At 74.0% G+C, this 21,979-nt stretch carries 16 protein-coding genes; 7 read left to right on the top strand and 9 right to left on the bottom strand.

The annotated features are described in order from the left end of the window. Window positions 1-19 precede the first annotated feature (19 nt). Both ACFVVU_RS37825 and ACFVVU_RS37820 read left to right on the top strand, forming a co-directional pair. Complete coding sequence (locus tag ACFVVU_RS37825) at window positions 20-4,582, top strand: hypothetical protein (RefSeq protein WP_387794325.1); 4,563 nt, start codon at window positions 20-22, stop codon at window positions 4,580-4,582. 19 nt (window positions 4,583-4,601) lie between these two features. Beyond that, window positions 4,602-5,366, top strand: a complete 765-nt coding sequence (locus ACFVVU_RS37820; RefSeq protein ID WP_387794323.1) for a metallophosphoesterase — start codon at window positions 4,602-4,604, stop codon at window positions 5,364-5,366. On the opposite strand, the gene ACFVVU_RS37815 is transcribed toward ACFVVU_RS37820, so the two are convergent. Both ACFVVU_RS37815 and ACFVVU_RS37810 read right to left on the bottom strand, forming a co-directional pair. Further along, a complete protein-coding gene (locus ACFVVU_RS37815; protein WP_380683452.1) occupies window positions 5,342-5,803 on the bottom strand; it encodes a hypothetical protein in 462 nt (153 codons plus the stop codon). The genes ACFVVU_RS37820 and ACFVVU_RS37815 overlap by 25 nt on opposite strands. Before the next feature lie 204 nt (window positions 5,804-6,007). Next, complete coding sequence (locus ACFVVU_RS37810) at window positions 6,008-6,703, bottom strand: FadR/GntR family transcriptional regulator (protein WP_387794321.1); 696 nt, start codon at window positions 6,701-6,703, stop codon at window positions 6,008-6,010. A gap of 155 nt (window positions 6,704-6,858) precedes the next feature. On the opposite strand from ACFVVU_RS37810, the gene ACFVVU_RS37805 reads away from it, so the two are divergent. Both ACFVVU_RS37805 and ACFVVU_RS37800 read left to right on the top strand, forming a co-directional pair. Continuing rightward, entirely contained in the window at window positions 6,859-7,413 is a 555-nt protein-coding gene (locus tag ACFVVU_RS37805; RefSeq protein ID WP_380683450.1) for a gluconokinase, read from the top strand. After that, window positions 7,410-8,810, top strand: coding sequence for a GntP family permease (locus ACFVVU_RS37800; protein WP_387794319.1), 1,401 nt, complete (start codon window positions 7,410-7,412; stop codon window positions 8,808-8,810). Before ACFVVU_RS37805 ends, ACFVVU_RS37800 begins: the two co-directional genes overlap by 4 nt. Before the next feature lie 133 nt (window positions 8,811-8,943). Here the strand turns inward: ACFVVU_RS37800 and ACFVVU_RS37795 are convergent, their stop codons facing one another. The 5 genes from ACFVVU_RS37795 to mmuM form a co-directional block, all read right to left on the bottom strand. Continuing rightward, complete coding sequence (locus ACFVVU_RS37795; RefSeq protein WP_355369745.1) at window positions 8,944-10,539, bottom strand: glycerol-3-phosphate dehydrogenase/oxidase; 1,596 nt, start codon at window positions 10,537-10,539, stop codon at window positions 8,944-8,946. A 149-nt stretch (window positions 10,540-10,688) separates the two neighbouring features. Next, window positions 10,689-12,209, bottom strand: coding sequence for a glycerol kinase GlpK (gene glpK / locus ACFVVU_RS37790; RefSeq protein WP_380689008.1), 1,521 nt, complete (start codon window positions 12,207-12,209; stop codon window positions 10,689-10,691). Between the two features lie 92 nt (window positions 12,210-12,301). Beyond that, window positions 12,302-13,039 (bottom strand): MIP/aquaporin family protein, encoded by a 738-nt coding sequence (locus ACFVVU_RS37785; protein WP_380689006.1) that lies wholly within the window; start codon window positions 13,037-13,039, stop codon window positions 12,302-12,304. 308 nt (window positions 13,040-13,347) lie between these two features. After that, window positions 13,348-14,112 carry an IclR family transcriptional regulator gene (locus tag ACFVVU_RS37780; protein WP_380690414.1) on the bottom strand — a complete coding sequence of 255 codons (765 nt, stop codon included), beginning with the start codon at window positions 14,110-14,112 and terminating at the stop codon, window positions 13,348-13,350. 139 nt (window positions 14,113-14,251) lie between these two features. Further along, entirely contained in the window at window positions 14,252-15,259 is a 1,008-nt protein-coding gene (mmuM, locus tag ACFVVU_RS37775; protein WP_387794316.1) for a homocysteine S-methyltransferase, read from the bottom strand. Window positions 15,260-15,426: 167 nt separating this feature from the next. On the opposite strand from mmuM, the gene ACFVVU_RS37770 reads away from it, so the two are divergent. The 3 genes from ACFVVU_RS37770 (at window position 15,427) to ACFVVU_RS37760 (ending at window position 19,141) form a co-directional block, all read left to right on the top strand. Then, window positions 15,427-16,350, top strand: coding sequence for an NUDIX domain-containing protein (locus ACFVVU_RS37770; protein ID WP_387794314.1), 924 nt, complete (start codon window positions 15,427-15,429; stop codon window positions 16,348-16,350). A gap of 66 nt (window positions 16,351-16,416) precedes the next feature. Next, on the top strand, window positions 16,417-16,965 hold the full coding sequence (locus tag ACFVVU_RS37765) for an NUDIX domain-containing protein (protein WP_387794313.1): 549 nt from the start codon (window positions 16,417-16,419) through the stop codon (window positions 16,963-16,965). Between the two features lie 58 nt (window positions 16,966-17,023). Next, the gene (locus ACFVVU_RS37760; RefSeq protein ID WP_387794311.1) at window positions 17,024-19,141 is read left to right on the top strand and encodes an acetoacetate--CoA ligase; all 2,118 of its coding nucleotides are present in this window, start codon (window positions 17,024-17,026) and stop codon (window positions 19,139-19,141) included. 113 nt (window positions 19,142-19,254) lie between these two features. Here the strand turns inward: ACFVVU_RS37760 and ptsP are convergent, their stop codons facing one another. Both ptsP and ACFVVU_RS37750 read right to left on the bottom strand, forming a co-directional pair. Continuing rightward, window positions 19,255-20,925 carry a phosphoenolpyruvate--protein phosphotransferase gene (gene ptsP, locus ACFVVU_RS37755; RefSeq protein ID WP_387794309.1) on the bottom strand — a complete coding sequence of 557 codons (1,671 nt, stop codon included), beginning with the start codon at window positions 20,923-20,925 and terminating at the stop codon, window positions 19,255-19,257. Between the two features lie 105 nt (window positions 20,926-21,030). Beyond that, window positions 21,031-21,480, bottom strand: a complete 450-nt coding sequence (locus ACFVVU_RS37750; protein WP_380686861.1) for a PTS glucose transporter subunit IIA — start codon at window positions 21,478-21,480, stop codon at window positions 21,031-21,033. Window positions 21,481-21,979 lie beyond the last annotated feature (499 nt).

Here is a 21,979-nt window from a genome sequence, read left to right as displayed (position 1 = left end):
TCCTGGAGAACCGCCGCACATGTACGAGCTCAACCGGGTCCGCCTCTACTCGATCGGACCGGCCGGCGCCCGCTACGCCGACACGGTGCTCGACCTGCGCGGCGTCGGCGAGCCCGTCACCGATCCGGCTCCCCAGCAGATCGGCCTGTTCGGCGAGGACACCGAGGGCCCGGTCCGCCGCCCCGCCCCGGCCGGCGTGCTCTTCCTGGAGAACGGCGGCGGCAAGTCCGTCCTGCTCAAGCTGATCTTCTCGGTCATGCTCCCCGGCCACCGCAACACCCTCGGCGGCGCCAGTTCCGGCGTGCTCCGCAAGTTCCTGCTCGCCGACGACTGCGGCCACGTCGCCCTGGAGTGGCAGCACACCGTCACCGGCGAGCTGATCGTGGTCGGCAAGGTCAGCGAGTGGCGCGGCCGCCAGGTCTCCTCCGACCCGCGCAAGTTCGCCGAGACCTGGTACTCCTTCCGCCCCGGCGCCGGCCTCACCCTCGACTCCCTGCCGGTCGCCGAGCGGGTCAGCCTGGCCGGCGACCAGAAGGCCCGCGGCCGCCGTCGCACCATGAAGGGCTTCCGCGACGCCCTCACCGAGGCCGGCAAGGCCCACCCCCACCTCGACCTGGTCTTCGAGGACGGCCACGACCGCTGGACCGAACACCTCGGCGAGCTCGGCCTCGACCCCGAACTCTTCCGCTACCAGCGCGAGATGAACGCCGACGAGGGCGAGGCGGCCGGCCTCTTCGCGGTCAAGCAGGACAAGGACTTCACCGACCTGCTGCTGCGCGCCGTCACCGACACCCGGGACACCGACGGGCTCGCCGACCTCGTCCACGGCTTCGCCGCCAAGCTCGGCCTGCGCTCCGAGCTCACCGCCGAACGCGACTTCACCGCCGGCTCCCTGGAACTGCTGGAGCGGATCGCCGAGTCCACCACCGCCCGCGAGACCGTCCGCGAGGCGCACCGCACCGCCGAACGCCGCACCCGCCGGCTCGCCCACGCCCTCGCCTCCCGCGCCGCCGCCGAACGCGACCGCGCCGAGGACCTCGCGGTCGAGGTCGCCGCCGCCGCGGGCGCCGTCACCGCCGCCGAGAGCGACCGCACCCGGCACACCCTGATCGCCGCCGAACTCACCCACCGGCACGCCTCGCTGGCCCTGGCCGCCGCCACCTCCGAGGCCGCCGCGCTGCGCCGCGAACTCACCGACGCCCGCACCCTGCACTCCGCCTGGCAGGCCGCCGAGGCCGTGCTGCGCCACCGCGCCGCCGCCGACCGGGTGAGCCGGGTCGCCGCCGCGATCCGCGAGGCCGAGCTGGACGCCGCCCCCGCGCTCGCCGCCCGGGCCCGCGCCGCCACCGCCCTGGCCCGCGCCCTGGAGGGCGCCGCCGCGGCGGCCGAGGAGCGCGCCGACACCGAGGAGCAGCGCGCCGCCGAACTCCAGGCCGACGGCTCCAAGGCCCAGACCGACGCCACCGAGGCCGCCACCGCCGCCCAGAAGGCCCGCAGCGAGGCCGAGCACCTGCGCCAGCGCCTCGCCGAGGTCGAGCAGGAGACCGCCGCCGCCGTCGAGGCCGGCTTCATCGACACCGACGGGGACGTCGACCCGGCCCGCGCCGCCCTGCACGCCGCCGACGTCGAGAAGTCCGCCGCCGCCGCCCTCGCCCAGGCCCGCACCGCCGCCGAGTCCGCGTCGACCCGGCTGCGCGAGACCGCCGCGGCCACCGGCCGCGCCGAGCTCGCCGCCGCCCGCGCCACCGACGCCCGCAAGGCCGCCGCCCAGGCGCTCGCCACCGAGCAGCGCACCGCCGCCCTGCTCGCCACCGAGCCCCGGCTCGCCGACCTGCTCTCGCTCACCCCCTACCAGGACGGCGCCGAGGAGGACGCCGGCTTCCTCACCCCCGCCGTCCTCGACCGCAACGCCGAGTACCTGCGCGAACTGCTCGACGAGGCCATCGCCACCGCCGAACGCACCCTGTTCGACCTGCGCACCGCCGCCGCCGACGACTCCCGGATCCTCGCCGCGCTCGGCGACGGCGGCCTGCTGCCGCCCGGCCCGGACGTGCTCGCCACCGTCGAGTACCTCGCCGAGCACGGCATCCCCGCACTGCCCGGCTGGCGCTACCTCGCCCAGTCCGTCGACCCGGCCGACCACGAGGCGATCCTCGCCGCCCGCCCCGAACTGGTCGACGGCGTCGTCGTCACCGACCCCAACTCCCTGGACTGGGCCCGCGAGGCGCTGCGCTCCGCGGCCCTGCTGCCCCGCTCCACCGTCGCCGTCGGCGCCGCCGCCTCGCTGATCGCCCCGATCACCGACGAGCCCGCGTTCTTCCTGGTGCCGCCGAACCCGGCCATGCACGACGAGTCCGCCGCCGACGACGAGCGCCGCGAACTGCGCGCCCGCGCCACCGCCCGCGAGGAGCACATCCGCGAACTCGCCGCCCGCCTCGGCGGCGACCGCGCGCTCGCCGCCCGCCTCGCCTCCTGGCACGCCAGCTGCCCGCCCGGCACCCTCGCCGAACTCGCCGGCGCCGCCGAGGCCGCCCGCGAGCACGCCGAGCAGGCCGCCGCCGCCCTCGCCACCCTGCGCGCCGAGCACGACGAGGCCGAGACCGACCACGCCGCCGCGGCCGTCGCCCACGAGGAGCACCGGGAGGTCGCCCAGCGCGCCCGCCGCCGCGCCGACGCCCTCTCCGGCCTCGCCTTCCGGCTGCGCGAGCGCGCCAACTGGAGCCGCCGACAGCGCGAACTCGCCGAGGACGCCGCCGAGTGCGACCGCCGTCAGGCCGTCTGCGCCGAACGCGCCCGCACCTGCGACGAGGACCGCCGCGCCGTTCAGCGTGCCGCCGACGACGCCCGCCGCACCGGGCGCGCGCTGCGGGCCGAACGGGCCGAGATCTCCGCCGCCGAGCAGTCCGACGAGCCCGCCGAGACGGCCCCCGCCGCGCTGCCCGAGCTGCGCGAGGCCTACCGTTCCGCCGCCCAGCTCTACGAGAAGGTCGGCGTCGGCGCCGACCTGCGCGCCGAGCAGGCCCGCGCCGAGGGCGACGAGGCCGCCGCCGCGACCGAGCTCGACCGCCTCACCAACAAGGTCCGCAGCCGCGCCGAGGAACTGCTCAACAGCCCCGACGGCGCCGACAGCCCGGCCCGCCAGGCCGCCGCCGCCCGCGCCGAGGAACTCGTCGCCACCATCGAGGCCCGCGCCGCCGCCGCCAGCGAGCAGCTCGGCCGGCTGCGCGGCGAGGCCGAACGCTCCGCCCCCGCCGACGGCGAGGCGCACACCGAGCTGCCCGAGGACCTCGTCCCCACCGACCCCGAGCACGCCCAGACCCTGCTGCGCAGCGCCACCAGCCGGCTCGCCGAACGCCGTGAGGCCGTCGACACCGCCCGCACCGCGCACGCCGACCTCCAGCGCACCCTCGACGCCGCCCAGACCGGCGCCGCCGACTTCGACGAGCACGCCGGCCAGCTCCGCGACGGCCTGCGCGAGCAGCAGGACGACTCCGAGACCCTGGTCGAGCCCTACCTCGGCCCGCTCGCCGACGCCCGCACCGCCGCCGCCGAGGCCCGCCGCGCCCTGCGCACCGCCGCCGGCGAGCTGTCCTCCGCCGAACTCGCCGTCCGCGACGCCTCGGACGCCCTGGTCCGGCACGCCAACGCCGCCCGCTACGAGGCCGTGCGCACCCCCGCCCGCCAGCAGATCCGCGAACTGCCCGCCTCCGCGTTGCCCGACCACGCCGCCAACTGGGCCGCCGCCTTCGCCCCCCGGCTGCGCGTGCTCACCGACGAACTCGCCCAGCTGGAACGCAACCGCGGCTCGATCGTCGACCGGCTGCGCGGCCTGGTCGAGTCCTCGCTGGCCACCCTGCGCGCCGCCCAGCGGCTCTCCCGACTGCCCGAGGGCCTGGGGGAGTGGTCCGGTCAGGAGTTCCTGCGGATCCGCTTCGAGGACCCGGACCACGCGAGCCTGGTCGAGCGCCTCGGCGAGGTCATCGACGAGGCCACCCGCGCCGCCGTCCGCAAGAACAGCGACCTGCGCCGCGACGGCATGTCCCTGCTGCTGCGCGGCGTCGCCGCCGCGATCGGCCCCAAGGGCGTGGCCGTCGAGATCCTCAAGCCGGACGCGGTGCTGCGCGCCGAGCGGGTGAGCGTCGGCCAGATGTCCGACGTGTTCTCCGGCGGCCAGCTGCTCACCGCGGCCATCGCGCTGTACTGCACGATGGCGGCGCTGCGTGCCAACGACCGCGGCCAGTCCCAGCTGCGGCACGCGGGCACGCTGTTCCTCGACAACCCGATCGGCCGCGCCAACGCCACCTACCTGCTGGAGCTCCAGCGCGCGGTGGCCGACGCCCTCGGCGTCCAGCTGATCTACACCACCGGCCTGTTCGACACCACCGCGCTCGCCGAGTTCCCGCTGGTCATCCGGCTGCGCAACGACGCCGACCTGCGGGCCGGCCTCAAGTACATCTCGGTGGAGGAGCACCTCCGGCCGGGCCTGCCCGCCCCGCAGGACCCGGACGGCCCGGCCATCCACGGCGAGATCACCGCCACTCGGATGTTCAAGCGCCCGGCGGAGGTTCCGGCCTCGTCGTGACGGTCGTAGCGTGGGGGCCATGCTGACGATCGCTCACTTCAGTGACATCCACCTGGGCCAGGAGCACCGCGGCGACGCGGGGGAGCGCGCCCGGCGGCGGGCCGAGCAGGTGGTGGCGTACCTCGACGCGCTGCCCGGCCCGCTGGACGCCGTGCTGGTCACCGGAGACCTCGCCGACCACGGGCTGGCCGCCGAGTACCGGGAGGTCGCGAAGGTGCTGACCTCCCGGTACCCGGTGCTGGTCTGCCCGGGGAACCACGACGTCCGCGAGCCCTACCGGGAGGTGCTGCTCGGCGAGGCGCCGTCCGGCGGCCCGGTCAACCGGCTGCACGCGCTGCCCGGGGTGGACGTGCTGATGCTCGACTCCTCGATCCCCGGCCGGCACGACGGCCTGCTGGACGACGCCACGCTCGACTGGCTGGACGGCGAACTCGCTTCCGGGCGGACCGGGTTGCCCGCCCTGGTGGCCTTCCACCACCCGCCGGTCACCCTGCACCTGCCGTACGTGGACCCGATCCGGCAGTTCGGCGAGGAGCGGCTGGCCGAGGTACTGGGCCGCCACCCCCGGGTGCGGGCGCTGCTCTGCGGCCACGCGCACACCGCGGCGGCCACCGTCTTCGCGGGGCTGCCGGTACTGGTCGCGCCGGGCGTGGTCTCCACCGTGACGATGCCCTGCGAGGGCGGCGCGGGCATCGCCTTCGACCAGCCGCCGATGCTCGCCTTCCACCTGCTGGACGACGACGGCCGGCTCACCACCCACTACCGGGTGGTGAGCCCCGCCTGACGCGGCGCCGGGCCGCCCGGGTACGGCGGCCCGGCCGGTGGCTGGTGGGGCGGCTGCGGCTGGCGGGGGCGCTGCGGGTGCTGCTGGTACGGCGGGTACGGCTGCTGCTGGGGCCGCGGTTGCGCAGGGCGCGGCGGCGACTGCTGCGGGTACCCCGCCGGGGCGCGGCTGCCGGCCATCGGGGAGGCGGAGTTCGGCGCGCGCATCCGCTGGGCGGCGACCTGGCGGGAGATCAGGATCTCCAGCAGGCACCACATCGTTCCGAACACCCCCACCCCCATCGCCATCAGGGCCGGCGTCATCAGCCAGCTGTCGGCGTACGAGGACAGCGTCGCCACCACGATGCCCACCATGGTGAAGGACAGGCAGAGCACCGCTCGGACGACGGCCCTGCGGACCTCGTCGGGAAGACGGCGGCGACGGCGGGCGGTTGGCATCGGGCGACCCCCAGGCGCGGACGGGTGGCGGACACGAGCGCGGCGGGCGCCGAGTCTACGCCCCCCGTGCTCCACTCTGCCCCGTCGTACCCGGACTATGCGCGCGAATCCCCCGAACCGACATCAAATCGTTCGATCCGGCCCGGAAGGTGTCGAACAGTCCACCGGATCCCGGGCCACCCGCCCCGCCGGTGGAGCCGCCCGTCAGTCGAGTTGCTCGTTCAGCTCGGCCAGCGCGCCCTCGACGATGGTCCGCATCGCCCGCTCCGCGTGCTCGGCGTCCCCCGCGCAGACCGCCTCGGCGACCTCGCGGTGCAGCCGGATCGCGTACGGCTCGGGCTGATGGGGCATCAGATGGTACTCGGTCCGGCCGGTCAGCACCGCACCGACGGTCTCCCGGAGGTGGGCGAACATCTCGTTGCGCGAGGCCTGCAGCACCGTGGCGTGGAAGTCGATGTCGTGCTGGAGGAAGGTGGGCAGGTCGGCGGCGCGCGCGGTCATCGTCAACTCGACCGCCAGCGCGCTGAGGCGGCGCCGTTCGTCGTCGGTGGCGTGCCGGGCCGCGAGCGCGGCCGCGGCCGGCTCCACCGCGAGCCGCAGTGAGCCGAGCGAGCGCAGCTGGGCGGGCCGGTCGGCGCCGGCCAGCCGCCAGCGGATCACCAGCGGATCGAAGACGTCCCAGTCCGACTTGGGCTGCACGGTGATGCCGACCCGGCGGCGGGAGGCCACCAGGTGCATCCCCTCCAGGATCCGGACCGCCTCGCGGACCACCGTCCGGGAGACCCCGAACCGTTCCTCCAGCTCCTCGGCGCGCAGCACCGCGCCCTCGGGGAGCTCCCCGGACGCGATGGCCGGCCCCAGTTCGGCGAGCAGTCGGCCGGGCAGCCCCTGGATCTCCATCCCGCCAGCCTAGACCTCGGCCGTTCGCCCGAGGCCGCCGCCCCCGGCCGTCGAACCGGCGGGATTAAAAGTATGACGATTTGGTTTCTGCTACTTGAATACGTCATATCTTTGAGGCGATAGTGGCGGCCAGGCAACGAAGGAGCACCACCCACATGGCTCTCAGCGTCGAGAACCACGACACCCCCAGTGCGCCCCTCACCATCGTGGTGATGGGCGTCTCCGGTGTCGGCAAGACCACCCTGGCCCGCCTGCTGGCCGACCGCCTCGGGCTCCCCTTCGCCGAGGCGGACGACTTCCACCCGCCCGCCAACATCGCCAAGATGTCGGCCGGCATCCCGCTGGACGACCAGGACCGCGACCCCTGGCTGCGCGCCATCGGCGCCTGGCTGAAGGAGCGCACCGAGGCCGGCACCGGCGGCGTGGTCACCTGCTCGGCGCTCAAGCACGGCTACCGCGACCTGCTGCGCGCGGCCTGCCCGGACGCCTGGTTCCTGCACCTGAGCGGCCGGACCGAGCTGGTCGAGGACCGGCTCTCCCACCGCACCGGCCACTTCATGCCGCCGGCGCTGCTCGGCTCCCAGTACGCCGCCCTGGAACCCCTCGGCCCGGACGAGCGCGGCGCCGTCCTGGACGTCGGGCCGACCCCCGAAGAACTCGTCGAGAAGGCCGTAGCCCTGCTGCGGCCCGTCAATGGAGACCTCGCGTGACCCCGTCCCCCACCCTCGCGGTGCTCGCGGCCGCCCCACCGGCCCTCCCGCACACCAGCAGCGACAGTCAGCTGCTGATCGCGGTCCTGCTCAGCATCGGCGCCATCGTGCTGCTGATCACCAAGCTGAAGCTGCACCCGTTCCTGGCCCTGACCCTCGGCTCGGGCCTGCTGGCCGCCGTCGCGGGCGCGCCGTTCGACAAGCTGCTCACCAGCTTCTCCACCGGCTTCGGCTCCACCGTCGCCGGCGTCGGTCTGCTGATCGGCCTGGGCGCGATGCTCGGCAAGCTGCTCGCCGACTCCGGCGGCGCGAACATCATCGCCGACACCGTGCTGTCCCGCTCCGGACCCAAGGCGCTGCCCTGGGCGATGGCGCTGATCGCCGCCGTGCTCGGCCTGCCGCTCTTCTTCGAGGTCGGCGTGGTGCTGCTGATCCCGATCGTGCTGCTGGTGGCCCGCCGTGGCAACGTCCCGCTGATGCGGATCGGCATCCCGGCGCTGGCCGGCCTGTCCGTGCTGCACGGCCTGGTGCCCCCGCACCCCGGTCCGCTGGTCGCCGTCGACGCGCTCAAGGCCGATCTGGGCATCACCCTGGCGCTCGGCCTGCTGATCGCCGTCCCGACGCTGATCATCGCCGGTCCGCTGTTCGCCCGCGTCGCCGAGCGCTGGGTCGGCCCGCTGGAGATCCCGCAGGCCGCCACCCCGGTGGAGACGACCGAGCGCGAGCACACCCCGTCCTTCGGCGCCGTGCTGGCGACCATCCTGCTGCCGGTCGTGCTGATGCTCGGCAAGGCGCTGGCGGACGTCGTGATCGACGACCCCAAGGCGCTTCCGCAGCGGGTCCTCGACTTCGTCGGCTCCCCGCTGATCGCCCTGCTCGCGGCGACCCTTCTCGGCATGGTGACCCTGGGCAAGGCCGCCGGCTTCGACAGGGCCCGGATCTCCGACACCGTCGGCAAGTCGCTCGGCCCGATCGCCGGCATCGTCTTCATCGTCGGCGCCGGCGGCGGCTTCAAGCAGACCCTGATCGACGTGGGCGTCGGCAACGCGGTCAGCGAGTGGTCGTCCAAGTGGCACATCTCGGCGCTGCTGCTCGGCTGGCTGATCGCGGTGCTGATCCGCCTCGCCACCGGCTCGGCGACGGTCGCCACCATCACCGCGGCCGGCATCGTGGCCCCGCTGGCGGCGGACATGTCCTCCACCCACGCGGCCCTGCTGGTGCTGGCCATCGGCGCCGGCTCGCTGTTCCTGTCGCACGTCAACGACGCCGGCTTCTGGCTGGTGAAGGAGTACTTCGGGATGAGCGTCGGCCAGACGCTGAAGTCCTGGTCGGCGATGGAGACGGTGATCTCGGTGGTCGCGATCGCCCTGATCATGCCGCTCAGCCTGGTCATCTAGCGGGTCGTCCCGCAGCACGCCGAACGGGCGGGCGCTCCCTCGTGGAGCGCCCGCCCGTTCGTCCGTCCACGCCGACGGGCGGGCACCCCCAGCCCTGGGGTGCCCGCCCGTCGAGTCCGGAACGTGCCCGTGCCTACTTGGCTCCGCGCTTCGCGAGGAAGGCCTCGACCTCGGCGCGGACCTCCGGGGTGTCCAGGCCGCGGACGGTCATCGTGGTGCGGCGGCGCAGCACGTCGTCCGCCGTGTACGCCCACTCGTGGTCGGCCGCGTAGGCGACCTGCGCCCAGACGTCCGGGCCGTCCTCGTGGATCGGCCGGCCGAGCTCCGGGTTCTCGTCGATCATCCGGGCGATGTCGAAGGACAGCGTGCCGTAGTGGCCGGCCAGGTGCTTGGCGACCAGCGGCTCCATCCGCGAGCCCGGCTCACGGTCGATCAGCAGGCGGTGCGCCACGGCGTTCGGCGCGCCGACGCCCGGCAGCGGCACGGTCGGGGCGATCGGGGAGATGTCCTCGCCGAGCGAGGTGCCGGGCACGTGGGCCAGCTTCTCCAGCACGGTGCGGCCGATGTGGCGGTAGGTGGTCCACTTGCCGCCGGCGACCGACAGCATGCCGCCCTTGCCCTCGGTGACGACCGTCTCGCGCTTGGCGGCGGCGGTGTCGCCCGGGCCGCCGGGCAGCACCCGCAGACCGGCGAAGGTGTAGGTGATCAGGTCGCGGTCGAGGTGCTCGTCGCGGATCGCGTGTCCGGCCTCGCCGAGGATCTGGTCGACGTCCGCCTCGGTGGCCCGGACGTCCTTCGGGTCGCCGGTGTACTCCTCGTCGGTGGTGCCGAGCAGGACGTGGTCCTCCCACGGGATGGCGAAGGAGACGCGGTACTTGTCGATCGGGATGGTCAGCGCGGCGCGCCACGGGGAGCGGCGCTTGACCACCACGTGGGCGCCCTTGGAGAGCCGGATCGACGGCGCGGCGCCGGCGTCCTCCATCCGGCGCAGGTGGTCGACCCAGGGGCCGGTGGCGTTGAGCACCAGACGGGCGTCGACGCCGAACTCGGTGCCGTCCATGCGGTCCTTGAGCTCGGCCCCGGTGACCCGGCCGCCGGTGAAGCGCAGGCCGGTGACCTCGGCGTGGTTGAGCACGACCGCGCCTGCCTCGACGGCGGCGCGCACGGTCATCACCGCGACGCGCGAGTCGTTCATCTGGTGGTCGCCGTAGACGGCCACCGAGCGCAGGCCCTCGGTGCGCAGCGCGGGCACCTGCTGGGCGGCGTGCGCGGCGGTGGAGACCCGGCCCATGCCGTCGCGGAAGGCGGAGAGCGCCGAGTACAGGAACACGCCGGCGCCGAGCTTGGGCGCGCTGTGCGGGCCGCCCTTGTAGACCGGCACGAAGAAGGTCAGCGGGTTGACCAGGTGCGGGGCGACGTCGGTGGAGAGCGCGCGGCGCTCCTTGTGGTTCTCGGCGACCAGCTTGACCGCGCCGGTCTGCAGGTAGCGCAGACCGCCGTGGACCAGCTTCGAGGAGGCGCTGGAGGTGGCGCCGGCGAAGTCGCCGGCGTCGACCATGGCGACCTTCAGGCCGGCCTGGGACGCGGTCCAGGCGACGGCGGTGCCGAGGATGCCGCCCCCGATCACCAGCAGGTCGTAGGTGGCCTTGCCGAGCAGTTCGCGGGTCTCGGCGCGGGAGGCGGTGCGGCCGGCGGTCAGCTCGGCGCCCAGGGTCGGAATGGTTGCCATGGTGTGTGTACGGCGCGCGGGTCGGGCGGCGCCGTTACTCCTCTCGGTGTGCGTACGGCCCCTGCGGAGAGGCCGGTCGGCCCGGTGCGGCGGGCCGGTGTGAAACGGGAGCGGGCCGGCCGGGGCAGGCGCCCCGACCGGCGTCGCGATCAGTCGGTCTCTTCCTCCTCCACCCAGCCCATGGTGCGCTCGACGGCCTTGAGCCACTTCTTGTACTCGCGCTCCCGGGTGGCCCCGTCCATCCGCGGGGTCCACTCGGCGGCGCGGTGCCAGTTGGCCCGCAGGGTGTCGAGGTCGCTCCAGAAGCCGACCGCCAGGCCGGCCGCGTAGGCGGCGCCCAGCGCGGTGGTCTCGGCCACGTACGGGCGCTCGACCGGGACGTCCAGGACGTCGGCGATGTTCTGCATGAGCAGGTTGTTGCTGGTCATGCCGCCGTCGACCTTGAGGGCGGTGAGCTCGACCCCGGAGTCCTTCTGCATGGCGTCGACGACCTCGCGGGTCTGCCAGGCGGTGGCCTCCAGGACGGCCCGGGCCAGGTGGCCCTTGGTGACGTACCGGGTCAGTCCGGCGATCACGCCGCGGGCGTCGGAGCGCCAGTACGGGGCGAACAGGCCGGAGAAGGCCGGGACGAAGTAGGCGCCGCCGTTGTCCTCGACCGTGTTGGCCAGGGTCTCGATCTCGGCGGCGGTGGAGATGATGCCGAGCTGGTCGCGCAGCCACTGGACGAGCGAGCCGGTGACGGCGATCGAGCCCTCCAGCGCGTAGACCGGCTTCTGGTCGCCGATCCGGTAGCCGACCGTGGTCAGCAGGCCGTGGTAGGAGTTGACGACCTTCTCGCCGGTGTTGAGCAGCAGGAAGGTGCCGGTGCCGTAGGTGGACTTGGCCTCGCCCTCGTCGAAGCAGGTCTGGCCGAACAGCGCGGCCTGCTGGTCGCCGAGCGCGGAGGCGACCGGCACGCCCGCCAGGTCGCCGACGGCCTCGCCGTACACCTCGGCGGAGGAGCGGATCTCCGGCAGGACGGCCATCGGCACGCCCATCGACTCGGCGATCTTCTCGTCCCACTGCAGGGTGTGCAGGTTCATCAGCATGGTGCGGCTGGCGTTGGTGACGTCCGTGACGTGCTTGCCGCCGTCGACACCGCCGGTGAGGTTCCAGATGACCCAGGTGTCCATGGTGCCGAAGAGGATGTCGCCGGCCTCGGCGCGCTCGCGCAGGCCCTCGACGTTGTCCAGCAGCCAGCGGATCTTGGGGCCGGCGAAGTAGCTGGCCAGCGGGAGGCCGGTCTCGCGGCGGAAGCGGTCCTGGCCGACGTTGCGGCCCAGCTCGCGGCAGAGCCCCTCGGTGCGGGTGTCCTGCCACACCAGCGCGTTGTGCACCGGCTCGCCGGTGTGCCGGTCCCACAGGACGGTGGTCTCGCGCTGGTTGGTGATGCCGATGGCGCGGATGTCGTCCTTGGTCAGGCCGGCCTTCTCCAGCGCGCCGCGGACGACCGACTGCACCCGGGTCCAGATCTCGGTGGCGTCGTGCTCGACGTAGCCGGGCTGGGGGAAGATCTGCCGGTGCTCCTGCTGGTCGACGGAGACGATCCGGCCGTCGGCACCGAAGATGATGCAGCGGCTGGAGGTGGTGCCCTGGTCGATCGCGGCGATGTAGTTGCCCGTGGGGGTCATGAGGGTCCTCGGCTCGGGTCTCTGGGGGTTTGCGGGGTGGGTGGGCCTGACTCCGTGGTCAGTCCCCGTGCGCGGCGGGTTCGAACCCGGCCTCAGAACATGGCGTTGTACAGGCCGCCGGCCAGCAGGCCGCCGATGATCGGGCCGACCACCGGGACCCAGGCGTAGGACCAGTCGGAGCCGCCCTTGTTCGGGATCGGCAGCAGCGAGTGCGCGATGCGCGGGCCGAGGTCGCGGGCCGGGTTGATCGCGTAGCCGGTCGGGCCGCCCAGCGAGAGGCCGATGCCGACCACGGTGAAGGCGACCATCAGCGTGCCCGTGCCGGACTGCGAGAGCCCGTTGTTGGTGCCGATGGTGAGGATCGCGAAGCAGAGCACGAAGGTGCCGATGACCTCGGTGAGGACGTTCTGGAACGGGTTCCGGACCTCGGGCCCGGTCGAGAAGATGCCGAGGGTCGGCTCCTGGTTGGCCTGGAACTGGCCGAGGTAGGTGGCCCAGACGAGCACGGCGCCGATGATCGCGCCGAGCAGCTGGGAGCCGAGGTAGAGCGGCACCTGGCTCCACTCGCCGCTCTTCACGGCGAGCGCGACGGTGACGGCCGGGTTGAGGTGGGCGCCGGACTTCGGAGCCGACATGTAGGCGGCGATCAGGACCGCGAAGCCCCAGCCGAAGGTGATCGCCAGCCAGCCGGCGTTGAGGGCCTTCGACTTCTTGAGCGTCACGGCGGCGCAGACGCCGCCGCCGAGGAGTATCAGCGCGGCGGTGCCGAGGGTTTCGCCGACAAAAACGTCGCCGTTGGAGAACGCGGACACAAAGACTCCCTTGTCCATATGGCCCGGAGATGAGGGTGGGGGCAGGGGCCGGGCGGACCGTCGGGCGGGTGAGCGCCCCGTGGGTGCGATTCGCGCGGCCATCGTTCGACAATGTCGACCGCCATGCGGAAGCTTCCTCCCCGGGTCGCCCTCTCGTCAAGGCCGGGTTACGCAGCTGTGACCCTTGGCTCGTCGCGCTACCCCGCGTTACCGGATGGACCAATGGAATTCCGGACAAAACGGTAAGGCGCGGACGGGCATTTCGCCCGTCCGCGCCTCTGCGTGAACGTTTCTCCGGGGTTCCGGCAGGCTCCGCGGGCCGCCGCTCAGAACCGCCCGGCGCCCAGGTCCCGGGAGATCGCGCGGGCCGCGCTGCGCACCGACGCGACCAGCGAGGGCTTGACGAAGCCGTCCTCGCAGACCCGCTCGACCGCGCCGCTGATGCAGACCGCGCCCACCGGGTTGCGCCGCCGGTCCTGGATCAGCGCGCCGATCGAGGCCACGCCCTCCCAGGTCTCCTCCACCGAGTCCGCCCAGCCGCGCTCGCGGATCAGCGCCGCCTCGGCGTCCACGTCCGCCGACTCGGTCAGCGTCCGCGCGGTGTACGACTCGAACGGGCCGTCGCCCAGCTCGCCGCGTGCCACCGGGTCGTAGGCCAGCAGCACCTTGCCCAGCGCGGTGGAGTGCAGCGGCTGCATCGAGCCGACCTCCAGCACCTGCCGGGTGTCGTCCGGCCGGAACACGTGGTGCACGATCAGCACCCCGCGCTGGTGCAGCACCCCGAGGTAGACGGTCTCGCCGGCCGCCCGGGCCAGGTCGTCGGCCCACACCAGGGCCCGCGCCCGCAGCTCGTGCACGTCCAGGTAGCTCTGCCCGAGCCGCAGCAGCTCGGCGCCCAGCTGGTACTTGCCGCTCTCCGGGTCCTGCTCCACGAACCCCTCCTGCTGGAGGGTGCGCAGGATGCCGTGCGCGGTGCCCTTGGCCAGGTCCAGCGCCGTCGCGACCTCCGACAGGCCCAGGCGGCGCTCGCCGCCGGCCAGCAGGCGCATGATCGCGGCGGCCCGGGAGAGCGACTGGATCGGGCCGGGCATGGGAACCTCCGCGCTGACAGGCGGTCGACATTGTCGACCGCAGTGGTGACGGCACGAGTCTGCCAGGCCGTCCCCGGTCCGTGCACCTTCCCCCTCGGTAACCCCGCCCCGGGCGGCCCGTGCGCCCGGTGGCGGGGGATCAGTGCGGCCGTCCGCCGGCCCGGGCCGGCGCGGCCCGCGTCGCCACCCCCGCGGCCACCGCCGTCGCCACCTCCGCGGCCACCGCCCGGATCCCCGGCGGCCCGACCCGGCAGCAGCCGCCCACCAGCCGGGCCCCGGCCGCCAGCCACCCGGCCACCCGGTCCGCCGAGAAGGTCGGCGCGCCGCACCACGCCCCGGCCGCCGCGTCCCAGCCCTCGCCGCTGTTCGGATAGACCACCACCGGCTTGCCGGACACCCGCGCCGCCAGGCCCACCGCCCGGTCCGCGTCCTCGGGCGTGCAGCAGTTCACCCCCACCGCCACCACCTCGTCCACCTCCGCCGCCAGCGCGAACGCCTCCGCCAGCGGCTGCCCGGCCCGGGTCAGCCCGCCCGCCGCGCCGAACGACAGCCAGGCCGGCACCCCCAGTCCGCGCACCGCCCGCAGCAGCACCCGCGCCTCCTCGACGTCCGGCACCGTCTCCAGCGCCAGCACGTCCGGGCCGGCCGCCGCCAGCACCTCCAGCCGCGGCCGGTGGAAGGCCTCCAGCTCGGCCGCCGTCAGCCCGTACCGGCCCCGGTACTCCGACCCGTCCGCCAGCACCGCCCCGTACGGCCCGACCGACGCCGCCACCCACCGGCGCGGCCCCGGCAGCCCGCGCGCCGCCTCCCGTGCCAGCTCCACGCTGCGCGCCAGCAGCCGGGCCGCCCCGGCACGGCCGATCCCGCGCCGGGCGAAGCCCGCGAAGCTCGCCTGGTAGCTCGCGGTGATCGCGACCCGCGCGCCCGCCGCGAAGTACGCCCGGTGCGCCGCCCGGACCGCCTCCGGCGCGTCCGCCAGCAGCCGCGCCGACCACAGCGCGTCCGCCAGGTCGTACCCGCCCGCCGCCAGCTGCTCGGAGAGCCCGCCGTCCAGGACCAGCGGCCCGGCCGCCAGCGCGGCGGCGAAGCCCGGTGCGGCGGGTGTGCCGGGTGTGCCGGGGGCGTCCGGTGCGTCCGGTGCGTCCATCGCGGCCTCCTCCGGCGAACGTCCTGCTCACAGCCTAGGAGCCGGTGCGCGGGGGAGTGCGGGGGAGCCGGCCGGAAAATGATTTGCCGCGGAGTCAACGGGTCGCTACGTTGTGCTCAGTCCGAGAAGGACGCCCGACCGGCCGTACCGGCGAGAGGAGCGCGCACATGGACACCACCGAGCAGGAGTGGCTCGCCGCCTACGACCCGCGCGCCTACGCCCCGGTCGCCGTCACGGTCGACGTGGTCGCCCTCACCCTGCGCCACGGCCGCCTGCACGTCCTGCTCGTCGAGCGCGCCCTCCCGCCCTACCAGGGCCGCTGGGCGCTGCCCGGTGGCTTCCTGCGGGCCGGCGAGGAGAGCCTCGACGAGGCCGCCGCCCGCGAGTTCGCCGAGGAGACCGGCCTGCACGGCACCGTCGGCGCCGAGGCCGCCCTCAGCCGCATCCACCTCGAACAGCTCGGCAGCTACGGCACCCCCGAGCGTGACCCGCGGATGCACGTGGTCTCCGTCGCCTACCTCGCCTTCGCCCCGGACCTGCCCGACCCTCAGGCCGGCACCGACGCGGCGCACGCCGCCTGGCACCCCGTCACCGCCCTCGACCTCCGGCTCCCGGGCCGGTCCGAGACCGCCGGTGCGCCCGCCGACACCCACGGGGGTGGCGTCGGCGGGCGCACCGGCTCCGCCGAGTCCCCGGCGCCGTCCGAGCCCGCCGGACCAGCGGACCTCACCCCGATCGAGCTCGCCTTCGACCACGCCCGGATACTCGCCGACGGCCTCGACCGCGCCCGCGCCAAGATCGAGTACAGCCCGCTGGCCACCGCCTTCCTCCACCACGACTTCACCATCCCCGAGCTGCGGGCCGTCTACGAGGCCGTCTGGGACGAGAAGCTCCACCCCGGCAACTTCCACCGCAAGGTGCTCTCCGTCCCCGGCTTCGTCGAGGGCACCGGCACCACCACCGACCGCGGCGGCGCCCGCGGCGGCCCCCGCGCCCGCACCTACCACGCCGGCGACGCCCGCCTGCTCCACCCCGCCCTGCTCCGCCCCACCCGCAGCGACCCCGACCGCGGTCCCCGCGGCGATGGCTGACGGGGATCCCCGGCTGCGGTCGCCGACCGCCGCCCCTGCGCCGCCCACCCGCACTACCATCCGGCCATGACGACTTTCGAGGCCGGCACGGTGCGCCACCAAGCCAACTCCCACTGCCACTTCTGCGGCACCCCCTACCCGCCCGGCACCTCCGCCTGGCCCCGGACGTGCCCCCGCTGCACCGAGATCAGCTACCGCAACCCGCTGCCCGTCGTCGTCACCCTCCTCCCGGTCACTGCCGCCGACGCCGCCCCGAGCCTGGTGGTGATCCGCCGCACCATCGAACCCGGCTACGGCGAACTCGCCCTCCCCGGTGGCTACATCGACTACGGCGAGAGCTGGCAGCAGGCCTGCGTGCGCGAACTGCGCGAGGAGACCGGCATCCTCGCCGAGGCCGCGGAGGTCACCCTGGTCGCCACCGACTCCGACACCCACGGCGGCTTCCTCTGCCTCTTCGGCCTGCTCCCCGCCCGCCCGCTCACCCTCCTCCCTCCCTCCGTCCCCACCGACGAGACCGACGGCTGGCAGCTCGCCACCCCCGAGACCCCGCTCGCCTTCCCCTTCCACACCCGTGTCTCCCGCTCCTGGTTCAACGGCGATTTCGCCCGCCTCTGACCAGGCAACCCGGTCGCCGCCCGACCACCGGGAAGACCCTGGCGCACCGGCCGATCACATGGCAGGGTCTGCACCAACAGCCCCCAACCGGACGCGGGCCCTGCCACAAGCATCCCCGTCCGCCCTCATCACCGGCCGGGAGACCACCACCGTGAGCACCCCACCCCAGGACCAGCCGCTCTGGCGCCCCAGCCCCGCTCGTGCCGCCGGCACCGGGATCGTGGCCTTCCAGGCCTGGGCCGCCGAGCACCACGGCGCCCCGGCCGCGCCGCTCGCGCCCGCCGACGACGACGAGCAGGCCGCCGCCCGCTACGCCGCCCTGCACGCCTGGTCGGTCGAGGACCTCAACCGCTTCTGGACCGCCGTCACCCAGTGGTACGACGTCCGCTTCACCGAGGCACCCGACGCCGTCCTCGCCGACCCCGCGATGCCCGGCGCCCGCTGGTTCCCCGGCGCCCGCCTCAACTACGCCGAACACGCCCTGCGCGCCGGCGAGGACGCCGCGAAGGCCGACCGCCCCGCGATCCTCCACCTCGACGAGACCACCGACGAGCCCGTCGTCCTCACCTGGGCCGAGCTCCGCCGCCAGGTCGGCTCCCTCGCCGCCGCCCTCCGGGCACGCGGCGTGCGCCCCGGCGACCGGGTCGGCGCCTACCTTCCCAACATCCCGCAGGCCGCCGTCGCCCTCCTCGCCACCGCCGCGGTCGGCGCCGTCTGGACCAGCTGCGCCCCCGACTTCGGAGCCCGCAGCGTCCTCGACCGCCTCCAGCAGATCGAGCCCGTCGTCCTCTTCGCCGTCGACGGCTACCACTACGGCGGAAAGGACCACGACCGTACCGGAGTGGTCGCCGAACTCCGCCGCGAACTCCCCTCGCTGCGCACCGTCGTGCACGTCCCCCTGCTCGGCGGCCCCGCCCCCGAGGGAGCGCTGACCTGGGACGACCTGATCGCCGACCAGACCGAGCCGGTGTTCGAGCCGGTCCCCTTCGACCACCCGCTCTGGGTCCTCTACTCCTCCGGCACCACCGGCCTGCCCAAGGCCATCGTGCAGAGCCAGGGCGGCATCCTCGTCGAGCACCTCAAGCAGGCCGGCCTCCACCTCGACCTCGGCCCCGACGACCGCTTCCTCTGGTACACCTCCACCGGCTGGATGATGTGGAACTTCCTCATCGCCGGCCTCCTCGTCGGATCCACGATCGTCACCTACGACGGCAGCCCCGGCCACCCCGACACCGGCGCCCTCTGGTCCGTCGCCGCCCGCACCGGCGCCACCGTCCTCGGCACCTCCGCCGCCTACGTCATCGCCAGCCGCAAGGCCGACCTGCACCCCGGCCGCGACCTCGACCTCTCCGCCGTCCGCTGCATCGGCACCACCGGCTCCCCGCTCCCGCCCGACGGCTTCCGCTGGATCTACGACGAGGTGAAGGAGGACGTCTGGCTCGCCTCCGTCAGCGGCGGCACCGACGTGTGCTCCTGCTTCGTCGGCGGCGTCCCCACCCTCCCCGTCCACCTCGGCGAGATCCAGGCCCCCTGCCTCGGTGCCGCCGTGGAGTCCTGGGACGTCAACGGCAGGCCGCTCACCGACGAGGTCGGCGAACTCGTCGTCACCAAGCCCATCCCGTCGATGCCCACCGGCTTCTGGAACGACCCCGAGGGAACGCGGTACCACGACAGCTACTTCGACATGTACCCCGGCGTCTGGCGCCACGGCGACTGGATCACCGTCACCTCCCGCGGCACCGTCGTCATCCACGGCCGCTCCGACTCCACCCTCAACCGCCAGGGCGTCCGGATGGGCTCCTCGGACATCTACGAGGTCGTCGAACGCCTCCCCGAGATCGCCGAGTCCCTCGTCATCGGCCTCGAAGAGCCCGACGGCGGCTACTGGATGCCGCTGTTCGTCGTCCTCACCCCCGGCGCCGAACTCGACGACGACCTCATCGGCCGCATCCGCACCTCGCTGCGCACCGAACTCTCCCCGCGCCACGTACCGGACGAGGTCATCGCCGTCCGCGGCCTTCCGCACACCCTGACCGGCAAGCGCATCGAGGTCCCGGTGAAGCGCCTGCTCTCCGGCACCCCGCTCGACCAGGCCGTCAACCCCGGTTCCGTCGACAACCTCGACCACCTGCGCTGGTTCGAGCAACTGCGCCGCGACCGCGCCGGCGCCGAGTAGCCGCCGCCACACCGCACGGACAGACCGGAGGGGCCCTTCCACAGCCACAGTGGAAGGGCCCCTCGGGACGTTCTCCGTCTTCTCCGTCTTCCCCGACAGAGGGTGTCAGTCGGTCACTCGCCGGACAGCACCTGCTGCGCCGCGGCCCGCGCCTCCTCGGCGTTGTCCGCCGCCCGCGCCGCCTCGGCGGCCCGGCGGCACTGCGCCAGCGTGTACTTGGCCAGCGCGGTCCGCACATAGGGGATCGACGCCGCGCCCATCGACAGGCTGGTGACACCGAGACCGGTCAGCACCACGGCCAGCAGCGGGTCCGAAGCGGCCTCGCCGCAGACGCCGCAGCTCTTGCCCTCGGCCTGCGCGGCCTCGGCGGCGGCCGCGATCAGGTCGAGCAGCGCCGGCTGCCACGGGTCCTGCAGCCGGGCCAGCGCACCGACCTGCCGGTCGGCGGCGAAGGTGTACTGGGCGAGGTCGTTGGTGCCCAGCGACAGGAACTCGACCTCCCGGAGGATCGAGCGCGCCCGCAGCGCGGCCGACGGGATCTCCACCATCGCGCCGAACTTGGCGCTCAGCCCCGCCTCGCGACATGCCGCGGCGAACTCCTTGGCGTCCTTGCGGTCGGCCACCATCGGGGCCATCACCTCAAGGTGCACCGGCAGGCCCTCGGCGGCCTTCGCCAGCGCCCGCAGCTGGGTGCGCAGCACCTCCGGGTGCTCCAGCAGGGTGCGCAGACCGCGCACGCCCAGCGCCGGGTTGGGCTCGTCGGCCGGGGTCAGGAAGTCCAGCGGCTTGTCCGCGCCCGCGTCGAGCACCCGGACGACGACCCGGTTCTCCGGGAAGGCCTCCAGCACCTTGCGGTACGCCTCGACCTGCTTCTCCTCGCTCGGCGCCTTCGCCGAGTCGTCGAGGAAGAGGAACTCGGTGCGGAACAGCCCGACACCCTCGGCGCCCGCCTCCAGGGCGGCCGGCAGATCGGCCGGACCTCCGATGTTGGCCAGCAGCGGCACCTCGTGCCCGTCGGAGGTCGCACCCGGGCCGGAGGAGGCGGCGAGCGCGGCCTTGCGCTCGGCGGCAATCCGGCGCAGCTCCTCCTTCTTCTCCTCGCTCGGCTCGACCAGCACGTCACCGGAGCTGCCGTCCACGGCGACGACCGTGCCCTCGGCGACATCGGTCGCCCCCGGCAGCGCGACCACGGCCGGCACGCCCATGGCCCGCGCCAGGATGGCGCTGTGGCTGGTCGGCCCGCCCTCCTCGGTCACGAAGCCGAGCACCAGCGTCGGGTCCAGCAGCGCGGTGTCGGCCGGCGCGAGGTCCCGGGCGAACAGCACGTACGGCTCGTCGCTGTCCGGCACACCCGGCATCGGCACACCCAGCAGCCGGGCGACGATGCGGTTGCGCACATCGTCGAGGTCGGCCACCCGGCCCGCCAGGTACTCCCCGGCGGAGGCGAGCAGCGCCCGGTAGGCGGCGAACGCGTCGTAGACGCCGCGCTCGGCGCTGCTGCCGACCGCGATCCGGCGGGAGACGTCGGCCATCAGCTCCGGGTCCTGCGCCATCAGCGCCTGGGCCTCCAGCACGGCCTGGGCCTCGCCACCGGCCAGGTTGCCGCGGGCGATCAGGTCCGCGGCCACCGCCTCGACGGCCGCCTGGGCACGGGCTTGCTCACGCGGAGCGTCCTCGGTCGGGATCTGGGTGGCCGGGGGCTCCAGCACCGCCGTCCCCATGTGCCGCACCTGGCCGATCGCGACCCCGTGGCTGACACCCACGCCGCGCAGCGTCTTCTGCATGCCTGCTCTCCGTAGAAGAAGCGGCCCCGCCGGGTACCGCTGTGTGCCGGGCCGCCCCGACCGGAGCGGTGGGGCGGATGTGTCGGGTAAAGAAGAGGGGAGGGGTCAGCTCCAGCTGAACAGGGCCTCGCCGACGGCGACCTCCCCGCTCTCCAGAACCTCGCCCAGCGCGTCGGCCGAGGCCTCCAGGGCGACGATCGGGGAGATCGGCGACTTGCCGGCGGCCTCGACGGCGGCCGGGTCCCACTTGATGACGGCCTGGCCGCGGGTGACGGTGTCGCCCTTACTGACGAGCAGTTCGAAGCCCTCACCGTTCAGCTGAACGGTGTCGATGCCGAGGTGGGTCAGGACGCCGTGCCCGTCCGCGTCGACGACGACGAACGCGTGCGGGTGCATGGACACGACCACGCCGTCGACCGGGGCAACGGCCTCGGTCTGCTCACGCACGGGGTCGATCGCGGTGCCCGGGCCGACCATCGCACCCGAGAAGACGGGGTCCGGCACGCCGGCGAGCCCGACGACCTTGCCGGTCAGCGGCGACGTCACAGTGGTCATGGTTGAGCCTCCCAAGTGCGCAGTACAGACGAGCGGCCGCGAACGCGGCTGGGCGATCGACTGAAGCCTAAATCATGTCAACTTCGGACATCCGTTGACATTCCCGGGCGTTCGGCAGTGCCGCCGCCCTCCCCGGCCGGCCATCTCGCCGACCGCTACTGGTCTAGTCCTCTTGGCCGATGCGCCGCACTCTACAGGCATCTTGGCGAATCGGGACCATTGCTGTATATGCTCGCGAGAGCAACAAATCACGCGTCCGGGCGGGTGACGCCCGGCGTGGCTCGATTCGCGCTCCGGCCGGGGACCCGCTATGGTTGGTCGAGTCGCCGCGAGTCGGCGGTTAACACCAGATTTCGGATGCGAAAAGCACCGGTTAATAACCGGGAAACGGATCTGGTAAGCTCGAAACACGAAAGAACGAAGCGCCCGGAGGGCCGGTGTGAAAGCCGCCTGAAGGAAGCGTCCGTTCCTTGAGAACTCAACAGCGTGCCAAAAGTCA

Origin of the sequence: Kitasatospora sp. NPDC057965, from assembly GCF_042887135.1 — a bacterium.
Taxonomy (GTDB): domain Bacteria; phylum Actinomycetota; class Actinomycetes; order Streptomycetales; family Streptomycetaceae; genus Kitasatospora.
The sequence above is the reverse complement of the archived record's forward strand: the minus strand, read 5'-3'. Positions and strand labels throughout refer to the sequence as shown.